11 protein-coding genes, 8 tRNA genes and 1 pseudogene are annotated in these 17,910 nt (G+C 36.8%); 13 read left to right on the plus strand and 7 right to left on the minus strand.

From position 1 onward, the window contains the following. Positions 1-73: 73 nt before the first annotated feature. Together OZX61_RS02720 and OZX61_RS02725 are read left to right on the plus strand one after the other, a co-directional pair. Complete coding sequence (locus OZX61_RS02720) at positions 74-4,426, plus strand: Hpt domain-containing protein (RefSeq protein WP_277095247.1); 4,353 nt, start codon at positions 74-76, stop codon at positions 4,424-4,426. 4 nt (positions 4,427-4,430) lie between these two features. Beyond that, positions 4,431-4,877: a hypothetical protein gene (locus tag OZX61_RS02725; RefSeq protein ID WP_195770710.1), complete on the plus strand. Its 447-nt coding sequence runs from the start codon at positions 4,431-4,433 to the stop codon at positions 4,875-4,877. 23 nt (positions 4,878-4,900) lie between these two features. On the opposite strand, the gene dapE is transcribed toward OZX61_RS02725, so the two are convergent. From dapE to OZX61_RS02740, 3 genes are all read right to left on the minus strand, one after another. Further along, positions 4,901-6,034, minus strand: a complete 1,134-nt coding sequence (dapE, locus tag OZX61_RS02730) for a succinyl-diaminopimelate desuccinylase (RefSeq protein ID WP_196337996.1) — start codon at positions 6,032-6,034, stop codon at positions 4,901-4,903. A 113-nt stretch (positions 6,035-6,147) separates the two neighbouring features. Then, entirely contained in the window at positions 6,148-6,294 is a 147-nt protein-coding gene (locus OZX61_RS02735; protein ID WP_195770690.1) for an entericidin A/B family lipoprotein, read from the minus strand. 117 nt (positions 6,295-6,411) lie between these two features. Then, positions 6,412-7,263 carry a DUF1853 family protein gene (locus OZX61_RS02740; protein WP_277095616.1) on the minus strand — a complete coding sequence of 284 codons (852 nt, stop codon included), beginning with the start codon at positions 7,261-7,263 and terminating at the stop codon, positions 6,412-6,414. A 73-nt stretch (positions 7,264-7,336) separates the two neighbouring features. On the opposite strand from OZX61_RS02740, the pseudogene OZX61_RS02745 reads away from it, so the two are divergent. The 10 genes and pseudogenes from OZX61_RS02745 to OZX61_RS02790 form a co-directional block, all read left to right on the plus strand. Beyond that, positions 7,337-7,705, plus strand: a pseudogene (locus OZX61_RS02745) (YbaN family protein); the annotation flags it as partial. Positions 7,706-7,708: 3 nt separating this feature from the next. Then, positions 7,709-8,233, plus strand: a complete 525-nt coding sequence (locus OZX61_RS02750) for a L,D-transpeptidase (RefSeq protein ID WP_277095617.1) — start codon at positions 7,709-7,711, stop codon at positions 8,231-8,233. Positions 8,234-8,349: 116 nt separating this feature from the next. Continuing rightward, positions 8,350-8,425: transfer RNA gene (locus OZX61_RS02755), tRNA-Val, on the plus strand. 22 nt (positions 8,426-8,447) lie between these two features. Beyond that, positions 8,448-8,524 (plus strand) — tRNA-Asp (locus tag OZX61_RS02760). A 36-nt stretch (positions 8,525-8,560) separates the two neighbouring features. Further along, positions 8,561-8,637 (plus strand) — tRNA-Asp (locus tag OZX61_RS02765). A gap of 16 nt (positions 8,638-8,653) precedes the next feature. Continuing rightward, positions 8,654-8,729: transfer RNA gene (locus OZX61_RS02770), tRNA-Val, on the plus strand. A 37-nt stretch (positions 8,730-8,766) separates the two neighbouring features. Next, positions 8,767-8,843 (plus strand) — tRNA-Asp (locus tag OZX61_RS02775). Between the two features lie 35 nt (positions 8,844-8,878). Continuing rightward, positions 8,879-8,954 (plus strand) — tRNA-Val (locus tag OZX61_RS02780). A gap of 37 nt (positions 8,955-8,991) precedes the next feature. After that, positions 8,992-9,068: transfer RNA gene (locus OZX61_RS02785), tRNA-Asp, on the plus strand. Between the two features lie 37 nt (positions 9,069-9,105). Continuing rightward, a tRNA-Val gene (locus OZX61_RS02790) sits at positions 9,106-9,181 on the plus strand. Positions 9,182-9,284: 103 nt separating this feature from the next. On the opposite strand, the gene OZX61_RS02795 is transcribed toward OZX61_RS02790, so the two are convergent. From OZX61_RS02795 to OZX61_RS02810, 4 genes are all read right to left on the minus strand, one after another. Next, on the minus strand, positions 9,285-11,807 hold the full coding sequence (locus tag OZX61_RS02795; RefSeq protein WP_277095248.1) for a PepSY domain-containing protein: 2,523 nt from the start codon (positions 11,805-11,807) through the stop codon (positions 9,285-9,287). 157 nt (positions 11,808-11,964) lie between these two features. Then, complete coding sequence (locus OZX61_RS02800; protein ID WP_195770688.1) at positions 11,965-12,525, minus strand: YcxB family protein; 561 nt, start codon at positions 12,523-12,525, stop codon at positions 11,965-11,967. A gap of 68 nt (positions 12,526-12,593) precedes the next feature. Then, the gene (gene yccS, locus OZX61_RS02805) at positions 12,594-14,768 is read right to left on the minus strand and encodes a YccS family putative transporter (RefSeq protein WP_277095249.1); all 2,175 of its coding nucleotides are present in this window, start codon (positions 14,766-14,768) and stop codon (positions 12,594-12,596) included. A 174-nt stretch (positions 14,769-14,942) separates the two neighbouring features. Continuing rightward, complete coding sequence (locus OZX61_RS02810; protein WP_195770686.1) at positions 14,943-15,647, minus strand: nitroreductase; 705 nt, start codon at positions 15,645-15,647, stop codon at positions 14,943-14,945. Positions 15,648-16,328: 681 nt separating this feature from the next. On the opposite strand from OZX61_RS02810, the gene OZX61_RS02815 reads away from it, so the two are divergent. Then, the gene (locus OZX61_RS02815) at positions 16,329-17,810 is read left to right on the plus strand and encodes a sodium:alanine symporter family protein (protein ID WP_195770685.1); all 1,482 of its coding nucleotides are present in this window, start codon (positions 16,329-16,331) and stop codon (positions 17,808-17,810) included. The last annotated feature ends 100 nt before the right edge of the window (positions 17,811-17,910 follow it).

Consider the following 17,910-nt stretch of genomic DNA (forward strand, 5'->3'; position numbering starts at 1 on the left):
CCATTACGTTGACCTATAAGCCTATAGGTCAACTGTAATTACTCAGGCTAAACAGATAAAGTTTGAGCAAGCGATGAATGAATTAGTGCAAAAGCTAATAGCAGACGTTCCTTTGCCGGAAGATAGCTATTTAGATCAAGATGCAGAAATTATCGATATTTTTATCGAAGAAGCTGCAGAAATCATTGTAGAGCTTAAAGACCTGTTTGTAGTTTGGCAGGAAAATCTACATGATATTGAGTGTGTAAAGACAATACGCCGCCATTTCCATACATTGAAAGGTTCTGGACGAATGGTGGGTGCAAATCAAGCAGGTGAGCTTGCTTGGTGTGTTGAAGATCTATTAAATAGTATTCTTCATGATAACGATAAAATTACATCGGATATTCAACTGTATTGCTTAAAGGCATTCGAGTTTTATAGCTCGGAGGTCTATCCTTTTATTGAGCGTCATGAAGCATTAGATACAGATATTCGACCTTTCGTATATCTTGGTAAAGCATTGAAAGATCAGCAAGAAGTTGATCCATCACTAAAAGCAATGCTACTCCATGGCCAAGCTGTCGAGGAAGAAATTCCACAAGAAGAGCCAGAATCAACCCAAGTAGCTCCATCTATAAATGAAAAAGAGCTAGATCGTGTTGATGAGGCATTACCAGAAACCGAAGAAATTGATACGTCAGCACCTGTAATTAATGGGGTAGTTATTTCTCAGGAAACGCTGGCAATTTACTTTGATGAGGCTTATGAGCACTTAGATACGATTCGTCAGTATTTAGATGAAGCTCAACCTACATCTAAACAAACAGCTTCACTTGTTCGTAGCATACATACGCTAAAAGGCAGTTCAGGTATGGCTCATATAGAGCCGATTTGTGTTGCAAGTGCAAATGTTGAATTGTCACTAAATAGTGAACTACAAGAAAGAAATGAGCTACATTTAAGTTTAGATCTTTTACCACAGTTTGCAGACTTTTTATCTCACTATTTACAGGGTCTCAAAGAGGGTAATGCGTCTTTGAGAGACGAAGCGACAGAAAAATTCCAAAGTGTATGGGACAATTATTCGCAATACATTAAAGTGGTGGATACAGATAAACCACTTATTAATGAAATTGTCGAGCTAGGTGTTGATGACTTACTAGATATTAGCGAAGAGTTTCCTACACTTGTTTGGGACGCTGCTGAGGATTATTTAACAACATTAATTGACCAAAGTGAAAACTTGGTAGATTGGGCAAAAGAAAAACATTTATTTGATTTAGAAGATTATATTTCTAAATTAAGAGAAGGTTATATTCTTTTACTTACAATTGCATTTACAGATTATGATCTTCTGAAGAAGGCAGCACCACTTCTGAATGAATCACATGATAATCTAATTATTTATTTTGATTACATTGCTTCGGGGCAAATTAATCAGATATTACTAAGTCATAAAGATGATCTTAGTGAAGCTATTGGTCAAATCAGTCACTTATTCTCTGAATCTGAATATTTTGAAGAGAAGGAATTGAGTGACACAAATATTACCCAAAAAGCGAAACAGACATCAGAGAATTCGATTCAACAAATTATTCAAAAGTTGAGCTTGGATAAACAAACAGTTTCGAATTATACGTCTAATATCTTAGATGATGCCGAACTCATTGAAATTTTCCTCGATGAAGCTGAAGAGATTATGGGACAGATAGACATCGATTTATCTGCATTCCAAGATAACTTTAGCGACACTGATGCACTTAAAAATCTGATGAGATATTTACATACCCTTAAAGGGAGTGCAAATATGATTCAGGCTGAGAATTTTGGTTTAATTGCCCACCATTTAGAAACAATTTATGAGTCTTTGATTTATCAAAAAATAGATCCAAGTCAATCACTCATAGATATTGTTCGACTTATTCAAGATCAATTGGCAGACCGCATTGACACGATCCGTCATTCTGGTATTGACTATTCGAATGAACATACACTCAGTATATTGGATCATCTAAAAGGTGGTGTTTATCAGTATGATACGTCATTCGATCAGACGAATCCTACTAAAGTAGAGCCAGTCAATACTCAGCCATCTGTTACAGAAAGTGAAGTTTCGAATTTTGCGGCAATTACACCTGAATTTAGAGATCATGCCTCTGGCCAGTTAAACAATTTGGTTAAAGCATTTACAGCATGGACGGATGATCGTCGAAATCGTAGCTTACTACTTTCTGTTCAGCGTACAGCACACGTACTCTTTGATGATGCAAAAGCGATTGAAAAAGGGATTGTCTTTGAGTTTGCAAACCTACTGGTTGATGCATTTGAAAAATTTGCAGTTTATCAAGTCAGTACAGATGTTCATGATAGTCTAATCTTTAGTATCTTTAATAAAATACGTCGTATTTTAGATGGTGAAGATGCGAGTAAAGTCGATTTAGCTGAAACTAAGAAAGCATTACAGAAAATGCAACTTTCTGATGAAAGTATTGATGTAAATGCAATTGCTGGTGGCCCTCAGTATGTTACAGGAGATGGTGCTGAACCACCATCGATGATGGGTGAATGGGAAAATGATAGTGAGGCTTCTCAGACATCTGAGATGATTCGAATATCATCTAATCTCGTTGATAAAGTCTCTAACCTGACTGCAGAAAGTTCAATTAACCGATCTCGTGTAGAGATGGGAATGAACCAATTCAGCGCAACATTGTCTGAGATGGAGCTTGCAGTTAAGCGTCTATCTGACCAGTTGCGTCGAATGGAAGGTGAGCTTGAAACGCAAATCTTAGCAAAACATACCGTCGATGATGGGCAGTATGAAGACTTTGACCCATTAGAAATGGACCAATATTCGTCTTTAAACCAATTGTCTAAGTCACTTGCCGAGTCTGCATCGGATTTACTTGATTTTAAAGCGACACTTGCGGAGAAAATTCGCGACTCTGAATCTCTTTTATTAGAGCAAGCGCGTATTCAAACAGATATCTATGATCATTTGACTAGTGTAAGGCTTGTGAGCTTTTCATTAATTGAATCTCGATTACAAAGACTCGTAAGGCAAACCTCGGGTACTGTAAATCGTGCAGTAGATTTTGAAGTGAATAATTCACGTCTAGAAGTCGATAGAAGTATCTTAGATAAGCTTGTCGCACCTTTAGAACATATGATTCGTAATGCCATCGACCATGGTATTGAGGATTCGCGTGAAAGACTTAAAGCAGATAAACCTAAAGCAGGTAAACTGAAAATTTCTCTAAATCGTCAAGGTACAGATATTATTATTGATATCGAAGATGATGGTCGAGGAATTAATGTTGCGAAGGTTCGTCGTAAAGCAGAGTCAAAAGGGTTAATTTCGAGTAATGATCATCTGTCTGATGAAGATATCTTACAGTATATTTTCCACTCAGGATTCTCAACAGCAAGTGAAGTGACGCAATTATCTGGTCGTGGTGTAGGGCTTGATGTTGTAAGAAGTCATATCCGTGCACTTGGTGGAATTATTTCAGTGAACTCTGTACCAAATAAAGGGACAAAGTTTACAATTCAAATTCCAACAATTGTTGCAGTGACTGATGCCCTTATGATTAAGGCAGTGAATCAGCAGTTTGCATTACCGTTGTCTCAAATTGAGCGTATTGTACGCTTACAACCAACAGTTGTAGAAGAGTATTTTGCAAGCTCCTCAGAATATTGTGAAATTGAAGGTAAGCAATATCGCTTACGTTATATTTCAGAATTCTTGGGTTATGCAAAGCAACCTACTTTTAATACAAATGAATCTTTACCTGTTATTTTACTAAAAGGTTATAACAACCAAACAATTGCATTGCTTGTGGATCAGTTGGTTGGGTCGCGTGTAGAGATTGTGGTGAAACCACTTGATAATCAATTGAAAGATATTGAAGTACTCAGTGGAGCAACAATTCTTGGTGATGGTAAAGTGTGTCTCATCTTAGATGGACAAAACATTGCCCGAGTTGCGCAAAACAGTCAACGTAGTGTCAACTTGGCAAGTGAGCTTGATCATCAACGTCAAAAAGCAGATGTTAGACATCTAGTGATGATTGTCGATGACTCTGTGACAGTACGTAAAGTGACATCAAGACTCCTTGAACGTAATGGTTATGAGATTGTGACTGCAAAAGATGGTGTCGATGCCATTGAAAAGTTAGAAACAATACGTCCAGATGTTATGTTGTTGGATATTGAGATGCCTCGAATGGATGGTTTCGAAGTTGCGAACCAAGTACGTCACCATGAGATTCATCATCATCTTCCAATCATTATGATTACATCAAGAACAGGTGAAAAGCATCGCGAGCGTGCCTTAAGTCTTGGTGTAAATGATTATATGGGTAAACCATTCCAAGAAGATACTTTACTTGAGCAAATTGAAAATGCGTTAAAGGCATCTAAAGGTGAGCAAGATGGTGAATAAATCGATGGTGCAAACTGATTTAAATATTGCATCTGCACAAGGGTTAAGTGATCTGATTGCAGTTTCAACAGGTTTTGTTGATATTTTTAAGATTGAATGTCATCAACAACCACCAATGATACTGCCTCAGAACCTTATTTTATCTGTACAGAGTCACCGTACAGGTGTAAAAACGATTAATTGGCATGATCTAGAGCTTCCAGTGTATGCAATACATCAACCTGATTTAGATGAAGGTACTGCATTAATTGTAGAAGGTGAGATGCCAAGTCGTCGATTTGTGATTTTATGTAATGAAATGCCTGAACCACTACGGTTACGTATTTCGGAAGTTGTCGATATTGATGAGAATGTAGAAGCTAAGGCTGAAGTATTTCAGTATGTAAGCATTCGAAATGAGATGTGCCAAATTCCTAAATTAGACCCAATTTACGAAAGTATCATCAAATAAAAAAAGGGCTTAAAGCCCTTTTTTTATGCAAGTAAATTGACCAATATTTCCTCATAAATTTGAGCAAGAGGCTCTAAATCAGCTACATTCACGTGTTCATTCACCTGATGAATTGTTGCATTCAATACGCCAAGTTCAATCACTTGAGCGCCTGTAGGGGCAATAAATCGGCCATCAGATGTACCACCACTGGTAGAAAGTTGTGTGCATGAGCCAGTCGTTTTTTCAATGGCTTGCTGTGTAGCTTTAACAAGATCGCCAACAGGCGTAATAAATGGAAGTCCAGAAAGATTCCATGTAATATCATAATCTAAATCGTTTTTATCTAAAATAGCAGTCACACGTGCTTTTAATTCTTCAGCAGTGACTTCTGTAGAGAATCTAAAATTACATGTAATTTCTAATGTATCGGGAATAACATTCGTTGCACCTGTGCCCGCATGTATATTAGAAATTTGAAATGAAGTCGCAGGAAAGTATTCATTACCTTCATCCCAAACTGTCTTACATAATTCATCAATGGCTGCTGTTGCAAGATGAATCGGGTTTTTCGCGAGGTGTGGGTAAGCAACATGACCTTGTTTACCCTGAACAATAATTTTAGCGTTTAGCGAACCTCTACGACCATTTTTTACAATATCACCAAGTGTATTTGTACTTGACGGCTCACCAACAAGACACCATTTAATTTTTTCCTGACGATTTTCTAACGTTTCAATAACCTTCACTGTTCCATTTTTTGCAGGCCCCTCTTCATCAGATGTAATGAGGTACGCTATAGAACCTTTATGTTGAGGATGCTTTTCTATGAAACGCTCTGTCGCGACGACCATTGCAGCTAGGGCAGTCTTCATATCTGCACTACCTCGACCATAAAGTTTTCCATCACGAATTTCAGGTGCGAAAGGGGCAGAGTCCCATGCTTCTAGGCTACCTGTTGGAACGACATCTGTATGGCCGGCAAAACAGAAAACGGGTTCAGTAGTACCTTTACGTGCCCATAAGTTATCTACATCTTCAAACCGCATTGACTCAATATTGAAGCCAATCTTTGAAAGACGTGCTGCAATAATATCTTGGCATGTATGATCGTTTGGTGTAACAGAGGGTTGTTGTAAAAGTTCTAAGCTAAGATCGAGTGTTTCTGAAGACTGCATAAATAAATTTTAACATCATTGAAAGTTAACCCATTATCATAAAGCAGAATTTAAAATAATCAAAAATAAAAAAAGCCCCACTCAAAAGAGTAGGGCTTTATATTCTTACTAAATTATTTCATTTGAGACTGTGCTTTTGTTGCTGTACTTGATACTGCATGCCCAGCGCTAGATACATCTTGTCCAACCCCACGGAATGTATTACAGCCAGTTAAAGTAACAGCAGCAATTGCAATTGAAGCAAAAATAACTTTTTTCATGATTTTCTCCTAGGTATGTCATTTATTGTAGTTAATTTCTGACTTTAGAATAACCAAATTAAAATAAAAGAAGTATTAAATTTTATGGTTGGATTGTAATCAAATTGTTATTTTATTTTAATAAATATAAAGTGGTGATGCTGCGCGATACATATAAAATAATTCATCATTTACATGATGATATAACCCATTAATCCACCATTGAGCTATAGGTGACGTGGGCTTTAAGTTTGGGGTTATCCATTCCTGACGGCTTAATCGATAAAAATTTGGTAAAATAGTGTTTCCCCAGTAGCCAAGCCGTCTCTCAGGATTAATCCAGTGGGGTAAATTATTTTGCTCCTTTAGAGAAATATAAAGTTGTCCTTTAAACACAGCAATTTTTTGATCGATTGAATAACCAAGAGCATGATCAAATTGAAATTGCCTATAGGTTGCATGAGAAAGTTTTTTTTCTAATTTATCATCTCTATTTAACCCAAACCAGTCATTAAATTGCATATTTTTCTCGGCCAAATAGTATTTTAGAGCCACTTCCCAGTGTTCAATGCGGTCGTTTTTTTTATTTAAGACTACAAAGTCTAATTCACCTAGTGTTTTAGATCCTAAGATTTGTTGTACGCTATGCCCCAAAACTTTAAAGTGATGATAGTCTTCATCTAATAGCCAAAACCATAAGAACATTTCAAATCTTAAACCAAGTCGCGTGCTTTTAAGCTGAGATAAAAAATCAAGTAAAGGGGTTGGGTTTTGGTCAAGTTCATTTAAGCGTGTTTTATATTGATCATAATATTCATACCAATCTTCATTCGTGTGAAATGAAAAGGCATGATGAATTGTGAGATCGTTAGGTATCGCTTGTATAATATTTGGGCTTGCAATACAAAAGGCAAGTTGTCGAACTACAGGATGAGAGTATGACAACCAAGGTTCGAAAAAATATTGATGTTTCATCTTATAATTCGGCATAAAATAATTTGGGGTAGCTGTAAGCATGATTTAAAAAACTAAATTATGGAAGATATAAGGAATGAATCGTGTGATGAAAACACTATTTTGGCGAATATTGGTAATATTATTTATTGTGCTTGGTGGAATTGGTGCAATCTTACCTGGGATGCCTACGACGGTATTTCTCATTTTAGCTGCGTGGGCTGCATCTAAAGGATGGCCTCAAGTCGATGAATGGTTACTAAATCATCCCAAATATGGTGAGTCACTCAGAAATTGGCGTAAAAATGGTAGTGTTACACGTAAGGTAAAGTGGATTGCTTGTTTGATGATGTTAGGTAGTGGCATCTTAATGATATTCACATCGGCACCAATATGGGTAAAAATTTTTACCGACACAACAATGTTAATTGTCGCGATTTGGCTATGTCTCAGACCTGAACCAAAAGATATAAAGGATAATATGATTAAGCAGGAAAAATTTGACATTAAAGATGTAGATGTCTTGGTTGATATTGCAAAACAAACATTAGTTCTGCCAAAGCTCAAACTAAAATTCAAAATTTCTACAGCTTTAAATGGAGCAGGGGAACAAGAAAATTCAGGAAAAACACCCAGAGGCTGGCACACGATTGAGCAAAAAATAGGAAAGAATGCACCTCAAAATACGGTTTTTGTTGGTCGCCAACCGACAGGTGAAATTTATTCTTCAGTATATGCTGACCAATATCCTGAAAGAGACTGGATATTAACGCGAATTTTATGGCTTAAAGGGTTAGAGTTAGGCAAAAACTTAGGTGAAGGGGTAGATACATACCAACGTTATATTTATATACATGGTACACCAGACATAAATCCGATGGGAATTCCTTTATCTCATGGTTGTATCCGTATGCATAATGCAGATCTGATTCATTTATTTAATGCGATGGAAGAAGGTGCATTGGTTTATATTGCAGAAGATTGTGAAAAAATGAGCGAAATATGATGTTTTGACTTATTTTTTAATCATTTAATCGCAAAAAAATACAAAGAGTGATAAAAGCGTTTGACACACCGAATAGATTCTCTATAATGCACCTCACAAACGATAAACACGTTAGAGGGCGCTTAGCTCAGTTGGTAGAGCGTCTGCCTTACAAGCAGAATGTCGGCGGTTCGATCCCGTCAGCGCCCACCACTCTTACGTTGAAGTCTTAAGTGCAGCGGTAGTTCAGTTGGTTAGAATATCGGCCTGTCACGCCGAGGGTCGCGGGTTCGAGTCCCGTCCGCTGCGCCATTTAAGATTTTGTTTGTGCAAGTTATACCTGTAAGTGCAGCGGTAGTTCAGTTGGTTAGAATATCGGCCTGTCACGCCGAGGGTCGCGGGTTCGAGTCCCGTCCGCTGCGCCATTTACAGATAGAGCTTGGGCGCTTAGCTCAGTTGGTAGAGCGTCTGCCTTACAAGCAGAATGTCGGCGGTTCGATCCCGTCAGCGCCCACCATAACTTATAAAAGAATAAGTCCTTTTATAAAGATTATGCAGCGGTAGTTCAGTTGGTTAGAATATCGGCCTGTCACGCCGAGGGTCGCGGGTTCGAGTCCCGTCCGCTGCGCCATTTAAGACTTATACCCTTGTCTTTTTAGACGAAAAGGGCGCTTAGCTCAGTTGGTAGAGCGTCTGCCTTACAAGCAGAATGTCGGCGGTTCGATCCCGTCAGCGCCCACCATAACTTATAAAAGAATAAGTCCTTTTATAAAGATTATGCAGCGGTAGTTCAGTTGGTTAGAATATCGGCCTGTCACGCCGAGGGTCGCGGGTTCGAGTCCCGTCCGCTGCGCCATTTAAGACTTATATCCTTTAGTCTATTCAGACGAAAAGGGCGCTTAGCTCAGTTGGTAGAGCGTCTGCCTTACAAGCAGAATGTCGGCGGTTCGATCCCGTCAGCGCCCACCATATCCAAACTTTAAAATTTCCAAAAATATACTAATCCTTGTATTAATCTTATTTTGCTTTTTATAATATAAAAAAGCCGAGTATGTACTCGGCTATATTCGTTTTAATAGACATCTCGTTTATAGCGATCTGTCTCTCTTAATTCATCTACGAGTTCTTCGCCTAAAATATGAATAAGCATTTCATCTACTTCACGTGCCATCGTATTAATACTTCCACACACATAAATAATGGCACCTTCTGAGACCCATTTTTTAAGCTCTAAAGCCTGATGTTTGAGTTTATGTTGTACATAATATCCATTATCTGCATCTCTAGAGAATGCGAGATCTAAGTGTACTAAGTAATCCATACTCTGTAGATTTTCTAATTCAGCTTGATAGGTGAAGTCTTTGCCTTTTTGACGCTCACCAAAAATTAACCAATTATTTTTATAGTTAAGCTGTTTTCTTTGCTGTAATAAACTCATAAGACCAGCAATTCCAGTGCCATTCCCAATAAGTATAATTGGTCTATTATCTGCGATTAAATGGAAATTCTCATTTGTTCGAATACGTAGCGCAACCTTAGAGCCAATATCTGTATATTTACATAACCAACCAGAGCCTAAACCATATTCGAAAGGCTTTTCGGTAGATGAATGTAACCTTACAACCAATTGCAAATAACCTTGCTCAGGAATACTCGCAATTGAATATTCTCTAGTAGGTAACGTTGGTAGGTCTTCTAGTTGTTTATCAGTGGAGAAGTGTTTAAGATCTTTGTCTGCTAGAAGAGAGTAAAATTTCTCATTGTTTATATCTAAATTATTTTCAGAAAGAAATGCTTGAATGTGCACTCTGGTATTCATTGGTTGTGTTTCAGCAATATCACCAGCTTTCCAAGTCATGTCTGTTGGTATATCAAAATTAAGTAGATAAATTGGAGCACCTTGGCTTTCAGGATTACTATGCTTCTTACTGAGTAATGTACAGTTTTCAAAATGAATGTCTTCTTCAACTATATTTAGATCAAGCTGTGTGCTTTGAGCTAAAGAGGTATACCATAACTCGATCGCATTAGGATCTAAATTATCAACTTCTATAGGTTGAAAGAATGGTAGGGCATTTTGTTGTTTCAACCACTCATTAACCATATGTCCGAATTGACAATAGCTATCAACATATTCTTTAGAACCCAATGCAAGTACTGCATAATTTAGATGTGATAAGTCTAATTTTTGGGTCATTATTTTTTTAACAAAACCACTAGCAAGATCAGGAGCATCTCCTGTACCGTACGTACTTATAATGAATAATATACGTGAGTGGTTGCTAAGATCTGTGGCATCTATCTTATGAATTGCTTTGACCGTTACGAACTGTTGTTTTTCTTGTAAACTGGCAGACGTATGCCAAGCAATTTGTTCTGCAGTACCTGTTTGTGAAGCATACACGATGAGCCAAGCATCTTTATTGGTACTAGAGTTAGGCAATACGATATGGCTTTGTTTGGCCTGTGCTGTAAGTTTCTTTTGTTTACGCCTTTTTAGATATAGCAAAATGCCTGTCACAAAAAATAGGGGCATAGCAAGAGATGCAAGCATTGCAATAAATTGCCAAATTGGTCCAAAGAAACTTCCTCTATGTACAGGAAGCATGCTAGTCATTATTTTTTCATTGAGTTTTTTATCTTCGTATTTCTTCAATGCATCAATTTTATTTGTCGCATAGTCATAAGTTGCGGTATTACGTGCACGTTCATGTTGTGGTGAAGGGTCTACAAATGTCAGGTCGACCTGATTATTATTTTTTTTAGGAATAGTTAAGGTTAAACTAGAAAATCCGTTTGGATAGCTCTGACTAAATCCATTCCATGTTTTATATAGCGCTTGAGTGACGTCATCGTTAGAAATTTTATGTTGATGTTCTCCATCACGGCTACCTTTACCTTGCATCATTTGCATAGGCTGTGGGCGGTCGACACCCATAACTTTAAACATACCATCGCGCCACCAATCATAAGACCAATATAATCCTGTGACAGCAAAAAGAAGGTAGAACACAATAACCCATGTACCTACAACAGCATGTAGATCCCAAATAAAATTTCTACCTTTAAGTTTAGGTTTTATAAAGACCCATTGTTTTAAAGTATGTTTTTTGGGCCAACGTAGATAGATACCGCTTAGGACAAAGTAAATGAGCATGAGTGCACATGCACCTGTAATTTGCGTACCTACAGGGCCTAAAGTAAGATTTCGGTGCAGTCTGAGAATGAACTGAAAGACTTCTTTTCCTTGAACTTGAGGAAGTGTATCACCGGTGTAAGGGTTAATCATAAGATCTAGACCTTTACGCTCTCCCTCTTTTTTTATATTTACAATAGAGGAAGCATCTGGTGCTTGCATCATCGTAATACTATTAATTTGTAGCTCAGGATCTTTAGTGAGTAGTTTTTGATAAATTTGATCTGGTGTAAGCTTAGGGGAATCTGCAACTTGAACAACATAACTATCTTGGTTAAACCATTTTAAAATTTGTTGATCGTAAGAATAGAGCGCACCTGTAACACCAATAATGGACAAGATGAGACCTGCTGTAATCCCGAAGAACCAATGGAGTTGGAAGAGGGTCTTTTTTAGCATAAGTAAATACTGACAATAAAGAAGAGATAGCGTATAAATATTTGGCGATTATAACGAATTATTGAGTCTAAATGTTATTATTTTACATATGGCATTAATTATCATTTATTTTTTTAGATGAAAAAAAACTCCTTTTAAAAAAGGAGTTTTTTTAAATTTAAATATTTTTAGGCTGTCCAACAGATTCTTTTAAATGCTTACGAATTGTTGAAAAGGCAAAGTTTTTGCTATCCATACGTTTTGGTAAAATGTATGCACCTTGTTGATCTTTTAGCTTAAAGTTAATGAGTAAAAAATCTGGTGTATCGTACCATTCGTACATATCTTTCCAGCCAACAGATCCGACACCTTCTTGTAGTCCTACTTTCTGGCGCATTACAATGCCTGAGGGTTGTACACCTAGTCGTATGCCTTTAATGTCTTGAGTAGGGAACTCATTCATTTTTCTTTTTACATACCACTCTAATCCGTATTTTCGTATAAGTAGATAGATTGCCACACAGGCAAGAGCAACCCAGCAAAAAATAGTAGAATAATTTTTTATTAAAACAATACCTAAAATTGAAAGTAAAACGACAACGCCCATAATTGCCCAAGCTTTCATACCAATTTTATTTGTACTGCGCCAAATGGTGAGTTGGGCATTTCGTTGTTCTGCTTCAGACACTTCATAACTTACTGGTTGTAAAGTGTATGCATATAAATTTTTAGCTGTCATAGTGAATCTTTACAGATATTAAACTTTAAAAAGTGTACCATTTAATCAGGTTTAGGCGTGAGCATCTTTTAAAGAGATGCAAACGCACTAGAGTCGTCTTGTTCATAACTTAAACTTTGTTTAAGCGTTCTTAACTGTCCTAGAATACCAAACATTAACGACAATTGCTGTAAAATGACAATCGCAAGTTGATCATTCGCATCGTCTTGGGACAAGCGCTCTCGAATGTTTTGTAAAACATTACTTACTGTTAAGTCTGGCATTTCATCATGTAGTAGCACACCTGTAATATCACTGAGTGCTTGATCAAGCAATTTTAAAATGTCAGGATCTTCAATTTTTTCTCGGTGGGCACCGAGTGCTGCAATATAGCTTAATAAGGTATGGTTTAAGCAGAGTAAGTCAAAAGACTGTGTCTTTTTCGAAGCATTATAAAAAGGTTCAGTGGCTAATGTTGAAATAACAGATGCCAATTCTGCATCACTATTATGTGCTGCGCGACGTGTAAAACGATAGTCTAGACTATTACTTTTTCCATGATGGTATTGCTTTACAACCTCATTTAAATAGTCGCACTGTGCTTGGAATGCTTTTTTAATATTTCTAGGCAATCGTCTAAATTTCCAATCTGGAAAAATGAAAGTAACACCCAGCCAAGCAAAGAAACAACCAATCATTGTATCTAATAGCCTTGGTAAGGCTGCACTATAGCCAAAGCCACCATCTAAATTGAAATTGATTAATGCTAGAATTGTAATAAATGCAGTGGCTTGAGCATATTGTTTACTACGAAGCTCGAAGAATAAGATACCACTAATCACCAGTAATGTGAGCTGCCCTTCAGTTGAAGGAATAAAATATAAAATCCCAAAACCTACAATCACACCCATTAGCGTGCCAATAATGCGTAGTCTTAAACGTCGTTTCGTTGCATTAAAATTGGGTTGGCTAACAAATAATGCAGTGAGTAATATCCAAAAACCATAAGTAATATGCGTTGTTTGAATAAAAATATATGCAAAAAATAAGACGATACCAATGCGAATCGCATGTCTAAATAAAACAGACTCAGGTGTGAAATTCTGTTTAATGCGTAGCACGATATCTGAAAAACCTTTTAAATCATCATCTTTAAGAAGTAGACTCTCTTGCTGACTTGTTCCGATATTTATCGCTTGTTCAGTTTCGAGATTAATTAACTGACTATCTATAGACTTTAGGTTTTTATACAGGGAGTGTAAGGCATTAACCCACATTGGATCGTTGGGATAATCTTGTCTTAATTGCTTTAATGACAGGTTAAGGTTTTCAAAGGCCTGTTTAAATCGAATGTTATGTTCATACTTTGTGCGGTGTCGAATGCTGTCGCTGAGATCTTTGCAAGCTTTGCCCTGTAGAGATAAAATCCTCTGGAAGCGAAAAATAATATCGCTATGTTTAAAGTATTCCACTAAAACTTGATAGTCGATATGCGATGAATCTGCTCTTTCGTGAATATCTTGTGCAACAAAATAATATTGTAAGCTACGCCGTGTACTTTTTCTTCCTCGATCTCCTTTAAGGCGCGTGAGCAGTGAAATTTTCATTTCATTAAATAGCTGAATAAGCTTACTGTTTTCTAACGATAGATCGATCCAGCTTTGTTTATAACTTTCATCTGTCATGTCGACATCGAATAAGTTTGCTTTGGCAAATAGAAAATTGCCTAGAGAGGAGTAACTGAGTGCAAGTTTTTCTTGTACGGGTTGAATAGGAAAGATTAAGTAACTGATGGTCGATAAAATACCATACCAAATTGCGCCAATAACCAATAAAGAAGGTTGTATATACCAAGTGTCAAATAAGTGTACACCAAGCATACTATATACAGAGACAACAAGGCAGCCATAAGAAATCGTAGCGTAACGTCGACCTAGAGAGCCAAGTAAAACCCAGCATATGCAAGCAAATAGTAAGCTGATAGCGAAGATGATTGGGTAGGGAAAGAGAAGTTGAATCGCACTCGCCGCAATGAAAAAGCCTAAATAGGTATAAGCAAGATTCATAATTCGAACGGTAAAACGATCGTCAATATCACTGAGACCTGCTGCAACAACCCCTAAAGTGAGCGGAATAGTCGCAATCTGAAAATTTAAGAAGTATGGAATAAATGCTGTGCCCAAAAAGGCGATTGCCATTCGGAGGTTATAAAGTAAAGAGGCACGATATTTAATCTGACGAACACGCTTAAGCCCAATATTCAATGACCTGATTCCTCATAAAAACTTCTCATGAAATTTAAGTTTCTAATCCCATCTTATTATAACTGAAAAGATGATAGAGAGATGGGCTAAAAAATATGAATATTCATACCAAAATATCCCTTATTTTGCCTTAAAAAACATGAGAAGCTGTAGAAAAATCTTGGTCTTCGATGACTATTCTAAGAAAGTTGTAAAGTTTTCGACTGGTTCACGTGGCGTATGAAAGGTATTTACGGGTGCATTCTTATCTGCATATCCTAGCGCGATGGTACATACCAGTTCTTCATCATCAGGCGCGTTTAAACTATCTAAAACAATTTGATGAAAATGGTTCCATGCAGCTTGAGGACAAGTGTCTAGACCTCTTGCTTTGGCACTGAGCATAATATTTTGTAGCATCATGGCAATATCCATTTTTGCGCCAATACCCATTGCTTTGTTCACAGTTACAAATATACCTACAGGCGCATCGAACAATTTATAGTTACGCAATTGTTGTGCAGCCATTTTCTCTTTTTCGCCACGTTGAATATTAAGTAATCCGTATAGTCCCCAGCCATTTTCACGTCGTCTGTCGATATAAGGAGAAATCCATTTTTCAGGATAATAGGAAAAAGTTTCCGTATATTGCTCCTTTAATGAAGGATCTGCATTTACTTGAAGTTGTGCGTTACAAACTTTTTCAACAATCTCATCTCTTTTTTTTCCACTAACGACGTAGACTTTCCAAGGTTGTGTATTTGTGCCAGATGGAGCGCGTGAGGAGACTGCAAGAATACTTTCAATGATTGATTTGGAAACAGGTTGATCGGGTAAGAATGCTCTTACAGAGTGACGTGATCCAATAACTTCATCAACAATATATTGTATATTATCCATCCGTGTACCTTAGGTTAGTTTCATTGTTTTGTGATATATATAACACTTATAGAACAATAGCGTATTAATAAATCGCGATATATGAATTTCTTTACTAAAAATTGTTTCAATATTTGTCATTTATAGGTTTTTAAGAAAAGCTGTTTGATATTTGTATATTATTGTTCTAAATGTATGTTTTTAAGAATTAAATTTAAAAAATATCTTTTTGAAAACGACATTAAAATCCTGAGTAAATGTTCAAAAAAGACTAATCTAACCTATAAATGTTCTCTTCAATTTAAGAAAAAAATTTGGTTTAAAGGCTGGTATGCGTATAATTGCGTGTTTTTTACGTTTAAGGTGTTCTTAGATTTCGTAATAATTGTTATATATTTATATATATCAATAAGGTTTTTTGACCATTGATATTATAGGCAGAGAAACGAAATCTAAGAACAGGCTTTTAAGTTCTGGCGAAATGTTTGAAGGGTACTTTCTAAATAGTAAGTAGACCGACATCTATTGCATCGAGTACAGTTCTACGTTTGTTTTTTTGTTTATTGCATCCCAAATAGGTCATCGCATAAGACAAGAAATAGTACCAAATATCATCATTATAATTAATGTGCGAATAACTTGGTGCTTTTATAACGTTTGGATACTTTCGAGAGCCATATTTATATAAGGACGGATGTCTGAATGAATCAGGAATTAAATGATTTACTCATGGGTTGGATCAACCACCTTAATGATCCACTTTGGGACTTCTTAATTATTTTCCTACTGTCTGTGGGTGTTATTTATACAATCGCAACAGGTGGTGTACAAATCCGAATGTTCTTAGAAAGTATTCGGGTTATGAAAAGCAGTCGTAGTGAGAATGAAGATAATAAACGACATGGTTTAACTCCCTTTCAAGCTTTTGTAACAGGTTTAGCAAGCCGTGTAGGTGTAGGTAACATCGGTGGCGTAGCAATTGCAATTGCGATTGGGGGGCCGGGTGCAATTTTCTGGATGTGGGTTACTGCATTGGTAGGTATGAGTTCAGCATTCGTTGAGTCTACACTTGCACAATTATTTAAAATACGTGATCCAAAAAATCAACGTTTCCGTGGTGGACCAGCTTATTATATTACCAATGGTTTAAAAAGTAAGTCATTCGGTATTCTCTTTGCATTGGCTATGATTTTGGCATACGGATTTGTATTTAATTCTGTACAAGCCAATGCCATGATTGATGCATCTTCTCATGCATGGGGATGGAATAAGTATAATATTTCTATTCCAATGGGTAGCTTTAACTTCCCTGTATCTTGGGTTGGAATTGTACTCGTATTCCTTATTGGTATTGCTATTTTTGGTGGTATTAATCGTATTGCACGCTTTTCAGAGTTGTTTGTACCGTTAAAGGCAGGTCTATATTTAGGCGTTGCTTTTTATATTGCAATTATTAACTATGAACAATTACCACATTTATTTGGTTTAATTTTCACAAAAGCATTTCAGTTTGATGCTGCTGCTGGCGGTTTCTTTGGAAGCATGGTCTCAATGGCATTAATGCAGGGTGTAAAGCGTGGCTTGTTCTCCAATGAAGCAGGTATGGGTTCTGCACCTAATGCTGCTGCTGCATCTGATGTTCCGCATCCAGTAAACCAAGGTCTTGTTCAAATGTTGGGTGTATTTGTAGATACTTTTATTGTATGTACAAGTACAGCGATGATTATTTTGATTTCTGGTGCTTATACAGAAAAAGGCTTTGTTGGTGTTCAATTAACACAACGTGCTTTAGAGAGTCAGTTGGGGCCTTGGGGCGGTGACTTACTCGCGTTCTTATTATTCTTATTCTGTTATTCTGCAATCTTAGGTAACTATGCATATGCAGAAGGAAATATGCAGTTTATTAAAAATAACCGTAAGGTAATGTTTATCTTCCGTATATTAGTCTTATGCATGGTATATTTTGGTGCAATTACAAGTGTACCTCTTGTATGGGCAATGGCCGATTTATCTATGGGTATTATGGCAACATTGAACCTCGCAGCTATTTTACTTCTTATGCCTTTTGTTATGGTTCTTTTGAAAGATTACCGTAAACAACAAAAAGCAGGTATTAAGGACCCTATCTTTAAACTGGATGATCATCCTGAATTAAAGAAAAAAGTAAAAAGCGATATTTGGTAATAAAGAGCTCCCTGATGGGAGCTTTTTTTTGATGAATCATTAAGCAATCCTTTTATAAAATAGCGATAGTACTAGAAAACCAATTTGTTATTGATTATTA

Source organism: Acinetobacter sp. ESL0695 (genome assembly GCF_029392135.1).
In the GTDB taxonomy this organism is placed as follows: Bacteria; Pseudomonadota; Gammaproteobacteria; order Pseudomonadales; family Moraxellaceae; genus Acinetobacter; species Acinetobacter pollinis.